The organism is Rhodococcus sp. 7Tela_A2, assembly GCF_049311045.1.
Classification (GTDB): domain Bacteria; phylum Actinomycetota; class Actinomycetes; order Mycobacteriales; family Mycobacteriaceae; genus Rhodococcus.
This window is the reverse complement of the sequence record NZ_JAXION010000096.1, coordinates 1-16,697: the sequence shown is the minus strand read 5'-3', so window position 1 is coordinate 16,697 and position 16,697 is coordinate 1. Positions and strand designations below refer to the sequence as shown.

Below are 16,697 nucleotides of genomic sequence, written 5' to 3'. Positions count from 1 at the left end.
GGTCTCGCCCGACGAGACCTTCCCCGATCGCGACACCACCACTGCGCCGCCGTCGAGCACCACACCGGACCCGTCGACCACACCGGGGCCCGACGACACCACACTTCCGGACACCACGAGTCCGATTCCGGTGTCACCGGAACCGAGCGATCAACCGGGTACGGAACCGTCCAACCCGGGGATCGCTCCGTCGCCGGCGCCTACGACGACAGAGGGCGCACCGGCCGTCGCGCCCGGGACGCCGCTCTCGGGCGAGACCGGCACCGTCGTCATCCCTCCGGAGAACGCCGACACCGGCGGCTGACGCCGCGCGGGGACGGTCAGGCGGAGACCTGCGACACGGACACCGGCAGGCCGGGATCGGTGGCCGCACCCAGCGAGGACGGTGCCGCGCCGCCGGCGATCAAGTGCGCGCCGAGCGCTGCGATCATCACACCGTTGTCCGTGCAGAGTTTCGGCCGGGGCACCCGCAGCGTCATACCGGCTGCCGCGCAACGCTCTTCGGCCAGTTCCCGCAGCCGGCTGTTCGCTGTCGCCCCGCCACCGAGCACGAGGGTGTCGACACCGAGATCCTTCGCGGCCCGGACGGCCTTCATGGTGAGCACATCGGCCACCGCCTCCTGGAAACCCGCGGCGACGTCGGCGACCGGAACAGGTTCACCCGCACGCTGTTTCGCCTCGACGAAGCGCGCGACGGCCGTCTTCAGCCCGGAGAACGAGAAGTCGTGGCGGGAGTCGCGTGACCCGGTCATCCCGCGGGGGAACACCACCGCCGTGCGATCGCCTTCTCTGGCGAGCCGATCCACTTCGGGTCCGCCGGGATAACCGAGACCGAGCAACCGGGCCACCTTGTCGAACGCTTCACCTGCTGCGTCGTCTACAGTCGTGCCGAGTTCCACGATGGGCTTGCCGATGTCCTCGACATGGAGCAGGTGCGTGTGCCCGCCCGAGACGAGCAGAGCAATGCACGGCGGCATCGGTCCGTGCTCGAGGGTGTCCACCGCGACGTGGCCACCGAGATGGTTGATCGCGTAGAAGGGCACGTCCCACGCTGCCGCGTATGCCTTGGCGGCGGCCACTCCGACGAGCAGCGCACCGGCGAGACCAGGTCCGATGGTGACGCACACCGCGTCGGGCCTGTCGATCCCGGCCGCGGCGAGCGCACGTCGCATCGTCGGCACCATCGCTTCGAGATGCGCCCTGGACGCGATCTCCGGAACCACTCCCCCGAACCGGGCATGCTCGTCCACGCTCGAGGCGACTTCGTCGGCGAGAAGTTCGAGGGTGCCGTCACCGGTCCACCGCACGATTCCGACACCGGTCTCGTCGCACGAACTCTCGATACCCATCACGATGGGATTCTTCGGCAGTGCGCTCACCGTGGTCACGGTTGTCGCTCCTCTCGCGGATCCGGACGCTTCATGGTGTACGCGTCGGCGCCGCTCGGCTGGTAGTAGTTCTTTCGGGTTCCGACGATCTCGAAGCCCTCACGCCGGTACAGGGCGATCGCGGCGTCGTTGTCGGTACGCACTTCGAGGAACACCGGGCCGCCCCACCGATCGGCGGCCGCGAGCAGGTTCGCGAGCAGTGCGCCGCCGATGCCCTGCCGGCGCGCAGCGGGATCCACGCCGATGGTGTGGACTTCGGATTCGGGGAAGACGGCCGGACCCAGGCGAGCGAGTCCGGCATACCCCAGGACCCGTCCGTCGGCGTCCCGAGCGGCGACGTAATGATTGTTCGGCGACGCCAGTGCGGACCGGAACGCGGCCGCACTCCACGGACCGTCACCGGGAAACAAGATCGTTTCGAGTTCCGCACAACGGTCGGCGTCCTCGGGCCGCAATGCGTCGATCGTCGTGCGAGTCATGCTCGCCGGTCCGCAGTCTCCACCGCGTCGGGACGGCGCAGATACATCGGCACCAGCGGATCGGGGGTCGCGCCGGAGCCGATCGCCTCCGCGGCCACTGCCACCAGACCGGCCGGGGACGGTGTCTGCACGTCCACCGTGGGCACGTCGAACAGCGCGGCGTGCGGCGCCGAACCGGCGACTCGCACCGACGGCTCCGCGGTGACCTCGGCCGGTTTACGAACTTCGGGGCCCTCGACACGCTGATCCTGCTTGTACCGCGCCCAATAGATCTCCCGGCGACGGGCGTCGGTGACGACGAGCAGGTCTCCGCCGTCGACGTCACCGTCGAGACGACGGACATCGGCGGCGATCGCGTCGAGTGTGCACACTCCGTACACGGGAATGCCCAGGGCGTCGCCGAACGCGGCGGCTGTCACCATGCCGACGCGCAGCCCGGTGAACGGGCCGGGCCCGACGCCGACGACGATCGCGTCGAGTTCTGCCGGTGTGTGTCCCGCGTCGGCGAGGCATTCGAGAATCTGGGGAGTGAGTACCTCCGCGTGCGCGCGAGGGTTGTCCGTGACGCGCGACGCCAGGGTCTCGGGACGGGCGCCGCCGCCGAGACGGACGAGTCCGGAGGTCACGGCGGGGGTTGCGGTATCGACGGCGAGCACGAGCACGATGTACCAGCGTACCCGCCGTTCGAGTCCGTCAGCCCACCCAGCCCCACTCCGCCCGGCGGACGTCGCTGTCGGGATCCCTGCGCAGACGCACACGCAGATGCCGGTCGGTGAGCTTCTCGACGAGTCCCTCGCCCCATTCCACGACCACCACCGCATCCGCCAGATCGGTGTCCAGGTCGAGCGCATCGAGTTCGTCGAGTGCCCCTGGACCGTTGCCGAGCCGGTACGCGTCGACGTGCACCAGGCCGACCGGCGGCCGGCCGTCGGCGCTGCCGGGGCGGTGTTCGCGGGCGATCACGAAGGTCGGCGACGTCACGCGTCCCTGAACCCCGAGACCGGCGGCGATTCCGCGGGTGAGCGCGGTCTTCCCCGCGCCGAGAGGGCCGTCGAGGACCACGAGATCCCCGGCGTGCAGGTCGGCAGCGAGCCGCCTGCCGAACGCTTCCGTGTCCTCGACGGTCTCGAGTTCGATGCTTCGTGACCCGGTGTCCCGGGTCTGGTCGTCAGACAATTGCGGACCGCCTGGTCGATACGTCGTGCGCGAAACCGCGCTGGATCAGGCGGTCCACCGCCCGGTTGACAACTTCGGGGAATTCGAGCTGCACGAGGTGGCCTGCACCGCGCACCCGCTTGAGTTCGACGTCGGGCAGCGCCTCGGCGAGATCCTCGGAACTCGCATAGGGAATCACCATGTCGGCGTCCCCCGACAGCACCAGAACCGGCACGGTGCCGAGCACCGGCAGCGCTGCGGACTCGTCGTGCAGCTCGAGTGTGCGCAGGAAGTTCACGATGGTGAGGACGGGCGTCTCGTCGAGCATCCGGTCGGAGAACCGGACCAGACGCGGGCTGACCACGGTGCCGTACGACGCGGCCCGCAGGATCGGTGACACGATCGCCCGCGCCATGCCTCGCGCCTGCTGCACGAAACCCGGCGCCGTGCGTGCGGCGTACCGAAAGGCGTCGATGACCGGGTTGTCGAGGTTGCGCCCGATCCCGCTCTTGCTGAGCCCGGCTGCGGTGGTGGCGAGCAATCCCACTGCCACGACCCGCGGCCCGAACAGTTCGGGGCGCTGCGCCGCCAGCGCGATGGTGGTCATCCCACCCATCGAATGTCCCACCACGACCACCGGCCCGGCCGGGGCTGTGGCGTCGATGACACGTCCGAGGTCGCGGCCCAGTTGGGCGATGGTGCACGTCTTCGACCCCGAGGCACCCGACTCACCGTGCCCCCGCTGGTCGACGAAGACCATCCGCACGTCGCGGCCCCAGCGCTCGGCGATGTGCCGGTACTGCAAGTGCCACGACTGCATGCGCAGGCAGTAGCCGTGCACAAAAACCACGGTGAGCGGCGCGAACGGCGATCCGGCCTCCCGGACGACGAGCGAGACGTCGTCTTCGGTGTGGATCACCCGTTTCGGCAGCCGCAGGATCGCGTCGAAATCTTCGTCCTCGTAGAGTTCGTGGGCGGGCATTCCCGCGGTACGTACCGCGTAGAGGCCGGCCGAGGAGGCGAGTGTGATCAGGCTGGACCCGAGCATGCCCATTCGGCCCAAGACCGTCATGGCGTCACGCTCCCTTCGCCCCCGACGTAGGTTCGCACGGTGCGCCCGCCGATGCCCGTGACGATCTCGTAGTTGATCGTGTCGAGCTTCTCGGCCCAATCCTGTGCTCCGGGCTCACCGTGACGACCGTCACCGAAGAAGAACGCCTCGTCACCTTCGTTTACTCCGGCACCGTCCGGGCCGAGGTCGACGACGACCTGGTCCATGCAGATCCGGCCGATCTGCGGCCGCCGCCGGCCGCCGAGCTGCACCTCGATCCGCCCGCTGAGATTGCGGCGGATGCCGTCGGCGTATCCCATCGGCAGAAGTGCCACCGTCGTGTCGGTGGGAGCGATCCAGCTGTGCCCGTACGACACGCCCGTCCCTGCTCGAACATTCTTCACCAGAATCACCTTCGTCCGTACTGTCATCACCGGACGGAACCCGAAGTCACCGCGTTCCGGAATGGGTGTCAGACCGTACATCGCAATTCCGGGCCGAACCATATCGAATCGCAGGTCAGGGCGGGTGAGCGTGGCAGCGGAGTTCGCCAGGTGCACTACCTCCGGAGACAACGACCGGCGTCGCAGATCTGCGACCGCCTCCTTCAGACGGTCGCGCTGCTCGTCGTTGACGCGGTGCTCGGGTTCGTCCCCGTGCGCGAGGTGGGAGAACACACCACGCAGCCGCACCGACCCCTCGGCCTGGGCGCGCGCAAGATCGTCGACGAACACGTCCCACTCGTCGGGGGCGACGCCGTTGCGGTTGAGTCCGGTGTCGACCTTCACCGCGATCGACGCCGTCGTCCCGGTGGAATGCGCCGCTGCGACGATCGACTCGAGGTGGCGGGGCGAGGAGACGCCGAGTTCGACGTTCGCCACGATGGCGGGTGCGAAGTCCGCGTCGGAGGCGTGGAGCCAGGACAGCACCGGCGCCTCGATTCCGGCGGCACGCAGTTCGATGGCTTCACCGAGTGTGGTGACCCCGAGTTCACGGGCGCCGGCGGCGAGCGCAGCCTTCGCGACGGGCACGGCTCCGTGGTTGTAGGCGTCGGCCTTGACCACCGCCATGACGGCAGCGTCCCCGGCGAACTCCCGGAGCCGCCGAACGTTCTCGGCGACCGCGTCCAGATCGATGACCGCCTCGGCTTGAGGGCGGGCGTTTCGGGCTGAAGGCAGGGTGTGCTGGGTCGTGGTCACGTCTCTCGATCCTGCCACTGCCCGTTTTTGTACGGACGCCGTGGTCCGGCGCGTCCGGTCACGATTCGGGCATATAGGTACGGAGCAACCGCACGGCGTCGTGCAGCGAGGCGAGGATCGCACTCGCCGACACCGGCGCCGCCGACGCTGCTTGCAGGCCTACCCCGGGCGTGCCGCCGGAAGCAGCGAGGTTGGCGGCCAACGCATGTGCCCGAGCACCGGCGGCAGCGGCGAGATCGACGGGCATCCCCGACGACAGCAGCGCGCCGATCGTTCCGGACAGCACGTCACCGGCGCCCGCCGTCGAGGCCCAGGACCCTCCGGCGTCGTTGACGAACACCCGGCCGTCGGGCCGTGCGATCAGTGTCACGTGCCCCTTGAGCAGGACATGGACGCCCCACTCCGCGGCGAGTGTGCGTACCGCTGCGACCCGGTCCGGTTCGGGTCGTGCCCCGGTGAGCCGTGCGAACTCACCCGCGTGAGGAGTGAGCAGGGTCGGGGCGGCACGTCCCCGAACCAGGTCCGGGTTGCGCGCGAGCACGGTCAGCCCATCGGCGTCGACCAGGACCGGCAGATCGGTGGCCAGAATTGCCCGGAGGGTCTCGGCGGCCTCGGTGCCCGTGCCGCCGCCCGGGCCCACGACCCAGGCCTGCACGCGACCGGCCTCCGCGGCCGAGGGTGCGGCCACCACTTCGGGGCGATGGGCAAGAACTTCGGCCGACGCGGAACCGGCGTAGCGGACCATGCCGGAGGTCGCGGCGACGGCGGCCACCGCACACAGGACCGCTGCCCCGGGGTACTTCGCGCTGCCCGCGGAGACACCGACTACGCCCTGGCTGTACTTGTCGTCGTCCGGGCCCGGTACCGGCCAGATGGCTCCCACCTCGGCGGCCTCGGCAGCGATCAGGCGGGATTCGGGGAGTTCGAGTCCGATGTCGACGAGTTCGACCCGGCCGCACCGGGGTGACGCGAGTGCGTGGACCGGTTTGAGGGCCCCGAACGCGACGGTCACGGTTGCGCTCACCGCCGGGCCGTCCACGGCGCCGGTGTCGGGGTCGACGCCGCTCGGCGTGTCCACCGCGACGATCGGGGCGGTGATCGCGTCGACGATGTCGGCGGCGGCGGGACGCAGTGGGCCGCGACCGGAGATTCCGACGATGCCGTCGAGCACCAGGTCGGGGTCACCGAGATGTTCGGGCCGGGCCGGCACGGCACGACCCCCGGCGGCCTTCAGTGCGGCGAGACCGGCGGGGTGCGCACGGTCCGGATCGAGGAGCAGTGCGGTCACCGCGCAGCCACGCCGACGGAGGAACGACCCGGCCCACAGGGCGTCCCCGCCGTTGTCGCCGGACCCGACGAGCAGAACAACCCGTCTCCCGGCGACTCCCCCGGTGACGGCACGCAGTTCCACCGCGGCGACGGTCGCCAGACCGAGCGCCGCCCGGCGCATCAGCGTGCCCTCCGGCAGCGAGGCCAGCAGCGGCGCCTCCGCGGCTCGCACCGCCTCGCACGGGTAGTAGCTGCGCATCGCCCCTCCTGGGAGCCTCGTGCCGCCCGGCGGCGTGGTCCGGGTTATTCGACCGTGACGGATTTCGCGAGGTTACGGGGCTTGTCGACGTCGTACCCGCGTGCCTGCGCGACCTCGGCCGCGAACACCTGCAACGGCACCGTCGACAACAACGGCTGCAGCAACGACGGCGCCGACGGGATCTCGACGAGATGGTCGGCGAACGGGCGCACGGTCTCGTCGCCCTCCTCCGCGATCACCACGGTCACCGCGCCACGCGCCTGGATCTCCCGGATGTTGCTGAGCAACTTGCTGTGCAGCACCGCGCGGCCCTTCGGCGACGGCATCACCACGATCACGGGCAGACCGTCCTCGATCAGCGCGATCGGACCGTGCTTGAGTTCACCGGCCGCGAACCCCTCGGCGTGCATGTACGCCAGTTCCTTGAGTTTGAGAGCGCCTTCGAGCGCCACCGGATACCCGACGTGCCGGCCCAGGAACAGCACCGCCGGCGAGGCCGACAGGTCCCGCGCGAGTTGCCGGACCGAATCCATACCCTCGAGCACCTGTGCGATCTTCTCCGGCATCGCCGCCAGATCCTCGTACTCGCGTGCCACCTCGTCGGGATACTTCGTGCCCCGGGCCTGCGCCAAAGCCAAGCCGACCAGGTAGTTCGCGGCCATCTGCGCCAGGAACGCCTTCGTCGACGCCACCCCGATCTCCGGACCGGTACGGGTGTACAACACCGCGTCCGCCTCACGCGGGATCTGCGCACCGTTGGTGTTGCACACCGCGAGCACACGAGCCTTCTGGTCCTTGGCGTGCCGCACCGCTTCGAGGGTGTCGGCGGTCTCCCCGGACTGCGAAATGGCGACCACCAGCGTCGAACGGTCCAGCACCGGGTCGCGGTACCGGAACTCGGAAGCCAGTTCCACCTCGACGGGCAGGCGGGTCCAGTGCTCGATCGCATACTTCGCGACGAGACCGGAATGGTAGGAACTGCCGCACGCGACGACGAACACCTTGTCGATGTCGCGCAGTTCCTGATCGGAGAGCCGCTGCTCGTCGAGCACGATGCGGTTGTCGACGAAGTGCCCGCGCAGGGTGTCGGCCACCGCGCCGGGCTGTTCCTCGATCTCCTTGAGCATGAAGTAGTCGTGGCCGCCCTTCTCGGCGGCGGCGAGATCCCAGTCGATGGTGAACGGCTGGGTGCGTACACCGGTGTTGCCGTCGAAGTCGGTGACCTCGTACGAGTCCGCGGTGATGACGACGACCTGGTCCTGGCCCAGTTCGACGGCGTCGCGGGTGAACTCGATGAACGCGGCTACATCGGAGGCGACGAACATCTCGCCGTCCCCGACGCCGACGACCAGCGGTGTCGAGCGTCGAGCGGCGACGATCGTGCCGGGATGGTCGGCATGGGTGAAGACGAGTGTGAACGCACCTTCGAGGCGGCGCAGCACGCTGCGCACACTTTCCACGAAGTCCCCGGCGGTCGGGCCTTCGGCGTAGGCACGGGCCACGAGGTGCACGGTGACCTCGGTGTCGGTGTCGCTGGCCAGCTCCACGCCGTCCTTCTCGAGTTCTTCGCGCAGCGGTGCGAAGTTCTCGATGATGCCGTTGTGCACGACGGCGACCTTGCCGGTCACGTCCCGGTGCGGGTGCGCGTTGCGGTCGGTGGGGCGGCCGTGTGTCGCCCATCGGGTGTGGCCCATTCCGGCGGTGCCTGCGAAGTGGTCCTCCCCGATCTCGGCGAGTTCGGCCTCGAGGTTGGCCAGACGCCCGGCCTTTCTCTCCACTGCCAATCCGCCTCGACCGTCGAGAATGGCGATTCCGGCCGAGTCGTAACCCCGGTACTCCATCCGCCGCAGCGCTTCGACTACGACGTCGAGAGCACGACGGTGCCCGACATACCCCACGATTCCGCACATGGTTAGCAGGGTACTGGTCGCGGGCTGGACGACCGCAACTCATCGGGAACTCGGCCGCCCGCGGGCAGCTACCCGGGCACGACGCGCACCGACTTCGCGCGACACGCACGTCACGGGCACACCGGACCCGCCTCCGCGGCGTATCCGCTAACGTTCACGCCGTGGCGGCGAACCCGAAATCCCTGGCTAAGGAACTGTCCAAGCGCGGTCCGCACTCGGTGCTGCGCGGCGACCTGGCGCTCGCGGGACAACCCGGCGTGGTCTATACCCCCGCCGAAGGGTTCAACCTTCCGGCAGTGGCGTTCGGGCACGGCTGGCTCACGAATGTAGGCAAGTACACAGCACTGTTCGAGCATCTCGCGTCGTGGGGCATCGTCGTCGGGGCTCCCAGCACCGAACGCGGCCCGGTCCCGTCGGCTGTGGGGCTCGCCACCGACCTGCACACCACACTCGACATCTGCCTCGGCGTGCGACTCGGCACGGGACGCATCAGCGTCCATCCGGACCGTCTCGCGTTCGTCGGCCACGGGTTCGGTGCGGGCGCCGCAGTGCTGGCTGCCGCGCGCCGCGAGGTGGCTGCGGTCGCATCGCTCTACCCGGCACCGACCTCACCGCGTGCGTCGGACGCCGCGGCGCAGGTCACCGCTCCCGGTCTGGTCCTCGTCGGCGAGAAGAGCGTCGGGTCGATGACCAGCGACGCGGCAGCGGTGGCCGCATCGTGGGGCGGCGACGTGCAACTGCGCGTCGTGGAGAAGTCCGACGACAACGGTCTCGCCGAGGGCCGTCGCATGCTCGCCGCTCTCGGCATCGGTGGGAACGAGCGACGCACACAGCAGCACACCCGCTCGCTGCTCACCGGTTTCCTGCTCCACCGGCTGAACGGGGACAAGACCTACGCGGCCTTCTCCGACCCGACCGCCGAGATTCCGGGCTCCATCGCGCTCACCGACCCCAACTCCATCGACCGCGAACTCGGCAGCCAGATCAATCTTCTTCTCGGACGCTGATCCTGCTCGACGCGCGATCGCCCACGGCGACTGCGCCTTTCCCCGGGTGTCAGAGCGGCCCGGCTTCGGCAAGTACCACCCCACCGTGGGAGTCACCGGGTTGCCGGCTCGCCCGATCCGTCTCGGCAACGGCCGGCGCAGGGGGAGATGTCGAGGTGTCGCGGCGGCCGGACCCGCGCGGAACGGCCACCGGTGGGATGCCACTTGCGGGCGTTCCGGATGGGTGGATCTCGTCACCCACCGGCTCCGGTGGCGAATTGCCCACAGGTGTGGCGACCCCGCTCGGGTGCTCGGTCGGCAATTGATCGGGGGACGCGTTCACCACTGGTTCCAGCGGCACCAGGTTCGACGCCGACGGTTCCTCGGATCTGCCGGACGGCTCTGTTTCCCCGTCGGATCGGGTCGTCGGCGTTGCTGAGCCTGGCACGGACGGCTCCGCATCGGGAGGCGCGGCGGGGGGTGTGGCGCCGGGCGACATCGCGGCATCCGTGGCGGCGTCGAGCATCGCGGTCGCGGCCCGCACTCCCGATCCGGCCAGGTCGAGTACGGCACCGGCGAGACCCGCTGCCGCGACGACGAGATCTACTCCTGCTCGTACCGGGTCGCTCCCGTCATCCCCCGACGGCGGCACGTTCGGAGCGAAGCCCGATCGGATACTGCCCGGCACCGACCCGCCGAACGCGGCTCCCACCCCACCGAGGTCTTCGATACTGGCGAATGATGCTGCCAGAGAGTCGAATACAGATCTGATCGTTCGATCGGTATCGTCACAGACTCGCAGCACACCGTCGATCGCAGCGCCGAACTCCGGGGTGAACGTCTCGCGTAGCCATCGCGAGCACGACTCCGCCGTGGCAGCCGGGTCGCCTGACACGCGATCGACGGGAGGAAACCAGCCCGCCACCTGATCCGGAGTGGGACCGCCGGACCCGCCCGACGCGCCGGCAACAATCACCCGGACTTCGTCGGCAGTACGTCCGCCGACGAGGCGTCCCTCGAGCGCGCCGACGACGCGCGCCTTGTCGCCGACGATCGCAGCGATGTCTGACGCAGCGGTGGCGAGAGCACGCGAGAGCGCGTCCACCCCGCTCTGCAGTGCCCACCCCTGGCCGACGACGGCGTCCAGGCGCGACCGGGCGGTGTCGGCGGCACGTCCCTGCCAGACTCGCGGCAGGCCACGCACGTGACCGCTCTGATCCTCGACATGCCCGCCGAGCAGACAGGCGAGCCGAGCAAGATCCGAGGCGTCGGCGACGAGCGTGGCGAGATCGAGGCCGCGCTGTTCGTCGTACCTCTCCCGCAGCGACTCGGCCGTGACGGAAGACGCGATGCCCAGCTGATGCGCACAGGGGAGGTAGTCGGCGAAGAACGTCAGACCGCCGGCGCCCGTCTCGAGGATGCGGGCCGGGTCGGGTGCCGGCGTCATCGTGACCAGCGGCCGGGATCGCCCCGGAGGGTATCCGGGCCCGGCACACGGGCCAGATCGTCCGCTGTCGCCGCATCGCGCTCGGTGTAATGGTCGGCTGCGGTGCGCAGCGCATCCACGTGTGCGTTCACCGTCGCCACCCACTCGTCACAGGCCCGGCGCACTCGCCGGTATCCGTCTTCGACGACGGCGCCACAATTGCGGTAGTGCTCGCCGGCTGTGCGTGGACCGAACTCGAGGTTTCCCAGCACATGACGGCATTCGTGATCGGTGTCGTCCGCGGATCTCGCCAATCGACCCGCTATCGACGTGACGCCCTGCTCGTCGAATCGCACACGATCCCGTGGTGCTGCCATGTCCCGCCCCTCCCCCGCACTGCGTTCGCAGGGTTGGACGCAGCGACGCCCCCTCCGGTTCCCTCATCGTGGAGGGGTCGGGAGGGGGCGTGGTGCCGATACGGTCCCAGCGGGGACCGGATGAGGGGCTGTCCTGGCGTCAGACGCCCGCCACGACTCCGGCCAGCCGGTCGGCGAGAGCGCGGGCATGGCTGTCGTCGGCGGCCTCGACCATGACGCGGACGAGTTGCTCTGTCCCGGAGGGCCGCAGCAGCACGCGTCCGGTCTCGCCGAGTTCACGCTCCACTTCGGCGACGGCGCTCGCGACAGCGGGATCGTTCGACACCGCCGCCTTGTCGCTCACCCGGACGTTGACGAGCACCTGCGGGAGGATGGTCATCACCGACGCCAGTTCGGTGAGCGAGCGTCCGGTCGCGGCGATCCGTTCCATGAGCCGCAGTCCCGTCAGCACGCCGTCGCCGGTCGTGCCGTGAGCGGGGAGAACGATGTGCCCGGACTGTTCGCCACCGAGGCTGAATCCCCCGCGGCGCAGTTCCTCGAGCACGTAGCGGTCCCCGACCCCGACGGTCCGGACGGCAATTCCGGCGTCCTTCATCGCGAGGTGGAGGCCGAGGTTGCTCATCACCGTCGTGACCAGCGTGCCGTCGCGCAGTTCACCCGACTCGTGCATGCTCAGCGCCAGGATCGCCATGATGGCGTCGCCGTCGACGACGGCACCGGACGCGTCCACCGCGAGGCAACGGTCGGCATCCCCGTCGTGAGCGAGACCCAGATCCGCGCCGTGTTCCAACACGGCTTTCTGCAAGCCTTCGAGATGTGTCGAGCCGCAATCGAGATTGATGTTGAGCCCGTCGGGCTCCGCACCGATTGCGATCACAGTCGCGCCGGCGGCCTCGTAGGCTTCGGGGCCGACGCGTGAGGCCGCACCGTGCGCACAGTCGACGACAACCGTCAGACCCGTGAGGGGATGATGCATCGTCGACGCGAGGTGCGCGAGATAACGGTCCACGGCGTCTTCGGCGACCCGGACGCGTCCGATCCCTGCTCCGGTGGGGCGTGCCGGTGATCCGTTCTCGCCCTGGAGTACCGCTTCGATCCGGTCTTCGACCGAGTCCTCGAGCTTGTGCCCACCCGCCGCGAAGATCTTGATGCCGTTGTCCGGCATGGGATTGTGCGACGCGGAGATCATCACTCCGAGGTCGGCGCCGTACGCGGCGGTGAGGTACGCGACTGCGGGAGTGGGCTGCACGCCCACCGACAGCACATCGACGCCGGCTGCGGTGAGCCCAGCGGTGACGGCGGCCTCGAGCATCTCACCGCTCGCGCGTGGGTCCCGGCCGACGACGGCCACCGGCCGTCGCCCGGAATCCACCGGCGCCAGCACCGCGGCAGCACCACCGGCCAGACGCAATGCCAACTCCACCGTCAGCTCGGCATTTGCCAAGCCTCGAACTCCGTCGGTGCCGAACAACCGACCCATAGACACGCCCCTCACCATTCACTGCGGTCACTACCGCGCAATGCTCCCCTGTTCCGCGGCACGGCGTACCCGGCCCCGGAATCTGACGGAAGACAGAATGCACGAAAGCAGGCGCCGGTAGCGAATCTCTACCGACGCCTGCTCTCGTGGTCGAACAAGTGCCGAGGCTGACCAGGTCAGCGTCGGCGACACATCAGCGCTTGGAGTACTGAGATGCCTTACGGGCCTTCTTCAGGCCGTACTTCTTACGCTCGACGGCACGCGGGTCACGCGTGAGGAAGCCGGCGCGCTTGAGCGCGGGGCGATCCTCGGGAGTGACCTCGATGAGTGCACGTGCGATGGCGAGACGCAGCGCGCCGGCCTGGCCGGACGGGCCGCCACCATGCAGGCGAGCGTGGATGTCGAAGCCCTCGGGGCGCTCGACGGTCACCAGCGGCGACTTCACGAGCTGCTGGTGCACCTTGTTCGGGAAGTAATCCTCAATGGTGCGACCGTTGAGGACGAAGTTGCCGGAGCCGGGCACCAGACGCACGCGGACCACGGCCTCCTTACGGCGACCGACGGTCTGGATCGGACGGTCGAGCACGATCGGAGCCACGGGCTCCGCAACAGCCTCTTCGGCCACGTACTCGTCTGCAGCGACCTCGACGTTGTCGGCGAACTCTTCGACGTTCGTCACGTTCTCGTTCTGTTCCTCGGGCGTCGTCACTGTGCCACCTGCTTGATCTCGAACGGCACCGGCTGCTGCGCGGCGTGGGGATGGTTCGGGCCCGCGTAGACCTTCAGCTTCTTGGCGATGGCGCGGCCGAGCTTGTTCTTCGGGAGCATGCCGGTGACGGCCTTCTCCACGAGACGATCGGGGTTCTTGTCGAGAACCTCGCCGACCGAACGACCCCGCAGGCCACCCGGGTAACCGGAGTGGTGGTACAGGAACTTGTCGGTCCGCTTGTTGCCGGAGATGGCGACCTTGTCGGCGTTGATGATGACGACGAAATCACCGCCGTCCATGTGCGGAGCAAAGGTGGGCTTGTGCTTGCCACGGAGCAGGTTCGCCGCCTGCACCGCGAGGCGGCCGAGGACCACGTCGGTGGCGTCGATGACGTGCCACTCGTGGGTCAGCTCGCTGGCCTTCGGTGTGTACGTAGACACAGAATTTCCTCGTCTATCGTTTTCGCTGCTGGCCCGCATGCCGCCGATGGTCACACCCGGCGGCCAGTTGAGACCCGGGATGAGATGTTCGCCGCGCACAAGGCAACGACGACGGACGACACGCCGAGGAACCACTTTACCGGCGCAGCGCCCGGTAGGTCAAAACGCACCCGGACAGCACAACGTCCCGGCGGCCTCTCCACCACCGGGACGCAGTGCCGTGGGTTCTCCCCCTGCACCCACCGGACGCACCGGGTATCACCCCGGGAAGCGTGCCTGGTTCCTCCGTTCGGTTGCCAGCATGTCGTCGTTGCCGCTCGACACGATGCGGCCGATGTCCTGCAGCACCTGGATCAGGCCCGCTTCGGCCCGGTTCCACCGCTGCTGGGTCGCGACGTAGTCGGCCTGCGCCTCACCGCTCCACGTGGCCACCAGCGGCGCTACCTGCGATTCGATCCGGTCGAGCGTGTCCCTGATCGCCTTCTCGCCCGAGACGAGACGCGCGTGCAGATCTGCGACGCCCGCGAAATTCTGGAAGATCTCGGATCCACCGTCGACTGTCACTGTTCGTTCTCCTTCAGCTGGATTCGGGACCGGGGATCAGAACGAACCGCGGAGAAGGGAACCGGCACCGGGGTCGACGGCACCGAGCGCCCGTGCGTTCTCCTGTTCGGTCGCGTCGTAGGACCGGCCGCTGGTCCGCACCGCTTCCGCGAGTTCGTCGAGCGCGGCGGTCAGGTTGGTATTGTTGACATTCCAGCGCTCCATGATTCCGGCGAAGCGCGTGGCGGACACACCTCGCCACACGGACGGTGCGGACTGCACGACGTCGCCGAGCACTCGGAGAATCCCCACGAGTTCGTTGCGAGAATCCTGAAGTTGCCCCGCGACCACCTCCATGGTTGCGACATCTGTGCTCAAGCCATTCGAGTGGCCGGACCCTGCTCCGGCCGACGGTTCGGTCACGAGTGCTCCTTCGATCGTTCCGCGCACCGGCTGTCTCAGCCCCCCAGTTGGTCTGAGCCGGATTGCGCCTACACAAGGTTGGACGCCGCAACCGGCCGAGCGGTTCCCTCGGATCCGGAATTCGTTTTCCAGCGTGTCTTCACCCGGTCCGGAGGGTGTGCACCGCCTGCTCGCACTCGCGCCGGATCCCTGCCCACTCACCGTCGAGGAACTGGCAACCCACCGCGACCTGCAACCCCGGGAAGACCACGACCGACCACCGAACCTCGGAGAAGTCGTCGGGCACTTCGGTGTAGGCGATCACACTCCGGTCCGCGAATGTGGTGTCGGCGTCCATATTTCGAATCACCCGGCCGCGTTCCTCCGCCCGTGTCCCGAGCACCGCGGCCACGGCATGCTCGTCCATGCCGTCGGCCAGGACGCTGTGCACGATCACGATTCTCCGGTCGGTGCCCGACGCCGGGACGAGTTCCGCACGCCCCGAGTCCGCCGATTCCGGCGTTCGCAGGCGCCAGGAACCGGGCAGGTCGAGGCGCACCGGCCCGATCTCGAAGCGAGCCGGCCGACCCGTGCCGGGCTGTGAGAGATCCGGGTCTGCGGCCGAGGCCGGGCTGTCGGTGGCACCGGCGCCGTCGCCGGTCGTCCCGGCACCCGCCACGGATCCGGAGGGCGCGGGGGCGCCGACCCACAGGGATACCGCGGCGAGCAGACCGACGCTCACCACCGCGAGGATCACTTTGGCGGTTCGCCCGTTGCGGGTGGCAGGAGTTCCCGGTGTCCGTACCTCGTGTAGCCACGGCACCGTCGAGGCGGTCTCGGCGGGGGCGGTCTCGGCGGGGGCGGTGCCCTGGACGCGGCGGCCGGACACTGCCGCCACCATCTCCGCGGCAGCCACCGGCACGGTCGGGACGGTGCCGGCGATCCGGTTCGCTATCTGCTCGCACGCCGGCCCTCCCGCCGGTTCGCCCGGTGCACCGGTCACGACCAGGACACAGAAGTCTTCCCGGCCGTCGTTCACCGCTGCGATCAGCGACCTGACCGCCCCTTCCGCAGACACGGTGTCTCCTGCATCCGCCGCCACGAGGTCGTCGACCAGGATCTCCGGATTCCGGGCGACCCGGTCGACCGCCGGACCGTCATCGCGCGACCCCGGCGTGACCGATACAGCGGTGACGCCTCGCTCGGCGAACTCGAGCACGACGTACCGCTCGGCATCGCCTTGGTGCGCGGCACGACATGCCGCAACGGAAACCGGAACCAGCAGCACGTTGTGCGCGACCTGACGCGCGGCCGTGTCCAGTAGGCGGCGGCGACGCTCGTTCCACCACGTCGGGTGCACCACGACGGTTGTCGCGACCATCGATGGGGCACCCACGGCCGCGGCGGCATAGCGCACGAGTCCGGTCAGCACGGGTCCTGGCTCGTGGCCGTCCGTTCGCGGCGAGGCAACCGCAGCGGGGTCGTCGACCGTGTCGGTGACGTCGATCGCGTCCGGAGAGTCGAGAGCCGAGTCGCCGAACACCCAGCCGCCGCCGAACCGAGCCGCGACCGCGGGTACCGATCGTGACGTCTCACCCCATTTCCCCCGCACCCACCCCGGCAG

At 69.2% G+C, this 16,697-nt stretch carries 17 protein-coding genes and 1 pseudogene; 2 read left to right on the top strand and 16 right to left on the bottom strand.

Annotated features, from left to right (window positions below):
- Window positions 1–304, top strand: a pseudogene (locus tag TVH25_RS16510) (hypothetical protein); the annotation flags it as partial.
- Between the two features lie 16 nt (window positions 305–320).
- Here the strand turns inward: TVH25_RS16510 and tsaD are convergent.
- From tsaD to glmS, 8 genes are read right to left on the bottom strand one after another with little or no spacing between them, the layout of a single operon-like run.
- Complete coding sequence (gene tsaD, locus TVH25_RS16505; RefSeq protein WP_169620011.1) at window positions 321–1,349, bottom strand: tRNA (adenosine(37)-N6)-threonylcarbamoyltransferase complex transferase subunit TsaD; 1,029 nt, start codon at window positions 1,347–1,349, stop codon at window positions 321–323.
- Between the two features lie 35 nt (window positions 1,350–1,384).
- A complete protein-coding gene (gene rimI, locus TVH25_RS16500; protein ID WP_169619930.1) occupies window positions 1,385–1,867 on the bottom strand; it encodes a ribosomal protein S18-alanine N-acetyltransferase in 483 nt (160 codons plus the stop codon).
- Window positions 1,864–2,529: a tRNA (adenosine(37)-N6)-threonylcarbamoyltransferase complex dimerization subunit type 1 TsaB gene (gene tsaB / locus TVH25_RS16495; protein ID WP_378529046.1), complete on the bottom strand. Its 666-nt coding sequence runs from the start codon at window positions 2,527–2,529 to the stop codon at window positions 1,864–1,866. Before tsaB ends, rimI begins: the two co-directional genes overlap by 4 nt.
- A 31-nt stretch (window positions 2,530–2,560) precedes the next feature.
- A complete protein-coding gene (gene tsaE / locus TVH25_RS16490; protein WP_422424850.1) occupies window positions 2,561–3,043 on the bottom strand; it encodes a tRNA (adenosine(37)-N6)-threonylcarbamoyltransferase complex ATPase subunit type 1 TsaE in 483 nt (160 codons plus the stop codon).
- Window positions 3,036–4,094 (bottom strand): alpha/beta fold hydrolase, encoded by a 1,059-nt coding sequence (locus TVH25_RS16485; RefSeq protein WP_422424849.1) that lies wholly within the window; start codon window positions 4,092–4,094, stop codon window positions 3,036–3,038. Before TVH25_RS16485 ends, tsaE begins: the two co-directional genes overlap by 8 nt.
- A complete protein-coding gene (gene alr, locus TVH25_RS16480) occupies window positions 4,091–5,272 on the bottom strand; it encodes an alanine racemase (RefSeq protein ID WP_422424848.1) in 1,182 nt (393 codons plus the stop codon). Before alr ends, TVH25_RS16485 begins: the two co-directional genes overlap by 4 nt.
- A gap of 58 nt (window positions 5,273–5,330) precedes the next feature.
- The gene (locus TVH25_RS16475; protein WP_422424847.1) at window positions 5,331–6,800 is read right to left on the bottom strand and encodes an NAD(P)H-hydrate dehydratase; all 1,470 of its coding nucleotides are present in this window, start codon (window positions 6,798–6,800) and stop codon (window positions 5,331–5,333) included.
- Window positions 6,801–6,844: 44 nt separating this feature from the next.
- A complete protein-coding gene (glmS, locus tag TVH25_RS16470) occupies window positions 6,845–8,710 on the bottom strand; it encodes a glutamine--fructose-6-phosphate transaminase (isomerizing) (RefSeq protein ID WP_422424846.1) in 1,866 nt (621 codons plus the stop codon).
- 161 nt (window positions 8,711–8,871) lie between these two features.
- On the opposite strand from glmS, the gene TVH25_RS16465 reads away from it, so the two are divergent.
- On the top strand, window positions 8,872–9,717 hold the full coding sequence (locus tag TVH25_RS16465; RefSeq protein WP_169619937.1) for a dienelactone hydrolase family protein: 846 nt from the start codon (window positions 8,872–8,874) through the stop codon (window positions 9,715–9,717).
- 49 nt (window positions 9,718–9,766) lie between these two features.
- Here TVH25_RS16465 and TVH25_RS16460 read toward each other — a convergent pair whose 3' ends face one another.
- The 8 genes from TVH25_RS16460 to TVH25_RS16425 all read right to left on the bottom strand — a co-directional run.
- Window positions 9,767–11,143, bottom strand: a complete 1,377-nt coding sequence (locus tag TVH25_RS16460) for a hypothetical protein (RefSeq protein ID WP_422424845.1) — start codon at window positions 11,141–11,143, stop codon at window positions 9,767–9,769.
- Window positions 11,140–11,499, bottom strand: a complete 360-nt coding sequence (locus tag TVH25_RS16455; protein WP_296551764.1) for a hypothetical protein — start codon at window positions 11,497–11,499, stop codon at window positions 11,140–11,142. Before TVH25_RS16455 ends, TVH25_RS16460 begins: the two co-directional genes overlap by 4 nt.
- Before the next feature lie 139 nt (window positions 11,500–11,638).
- Entirely contained in the window at window positions 11,639–12,979 is a 1,341-nt protein-coding gene (gene glmM, locus TVH25_RS16450) for a phosphoglucosamine mutase (RefSeq protein WP_422424843.1), read from the bottom strand.
- 193 nt (window positions 12,980–13,172) lie between these two features.
- Window positions 13,173–13,688 carry a 30S ribosomal protein S9 gene (gene rpsI / locus TVH25_RS16445; RefSeq protein ID WP_169619941.1) on the bottom strand — a complete coding sequence of 172 codons (516 nt, stop codon included), beginning with the start codon at window positions 13,686–13,688 and terminating at the stop codon, window positions 13,173–13,175.
- Window positions 13,685–14,128 carry a 50S ribosomal protein L13 gene (gene rplM, locus TVH25_RS16440; RefSeq protein WP_169619942.1) on the bottom strand — a complete coding sequence of 148 codons (444 nt, stop codon included), beginning with the start codon at window positions 14,126–14,128 and terminating at the stop codon, window positions 13,685–13,687. Before rplM ends, rpsI begins: the two co-directional genes overlap by 4 nt.
- Before the next feature lie 258 nt (window positions 14,129–14,386).
- The gene (locus TVH25_RS16435; RefSeq protein WP_169619943.1) at window positions 14,387–14,692 is read right to left on the bottom strand and encodes a WXG100 family type VII secretion target; all 306 of its coding nucleotides are present in this window, start codon (window positions 14,690–14,692) and stop codon (window positions 14,387–14,389) included.
- A gap of 36 nt (window positions 14,693–14,728) precedes the next feature.
- Entirely contained in the window at window positions 14,729–15,094 is a 366-nt protein-coding gene (locus TVH25_RS16430) for a WXG100 family type VII secretion target (protein WP_296551762.1), read from the bottom strand.
- Between the two features lie 139 nt (window positions 15,095–15,233).
- A partial coding sequence (locus TVH25_RS16425) for a type VII secretion-associated protein (RefSeq protein ID WP_422424841.1) occupies window positions 15,234–16,697 on the bottom strand: 1,464 nt, incomplete at its 5' end.

Coding starts and splice junctions, on each gene's coding strand:
- tsaD (WP_169620011.1), bottom strand. CDS start 1,349: ATGGGTATCGAGAGTTCGTGCGACGAGACCGGTGTCGGAATCGTGCGG.
- TVH25_RS16455 (WP_296551764.1), bottom strand. CDS start 11,499: ATGGCAGCACCACGGGATCGTGTGCGATTCGACGAGCAGGGCGTCACG.
- glmS (WP_422424846.1), bottom strand. CDS start 8,710: ATGTGCGGAATCGTGGGGTATGTCGGGCACCGTCGTGCTCTCGACGTC.
- TVH25_RS16460 (WP_422424845.1), bottom strand. CDS start 11,143: ATGACGCCGGCACCCGACCCGGCCCGCATCCTCGAGACGGGCGCCGGC.
- TVH25_RS16475 (WP_422424847.1), bottom strand. CDS start 6,800: ATGCGCAGCTACTACCCGTGCGAGGCGGTGCGAGCCGCGGAGGCGCCG.
- glmM (WP_422424843.1), bottom strand. CDS start 12,979: ATGGGTCGGTTGTTCGGCACCGACGGAGTTCGAGGCTTGGCAAATGCC.
- TVH25_RS16485 (WP_422424849.1), bottom strand. CDS start 4,094: ATGACGGTCTTGGGCCGAATGGGCATGCTCGGGTCCAGCCTGATCACA.
- rimI (WP_169619930.1), bottom strand. CDS start 1,867: ATGACTCGCACGACGATCGACGCATTGCGGCCCGAGGACGCCGACCGT.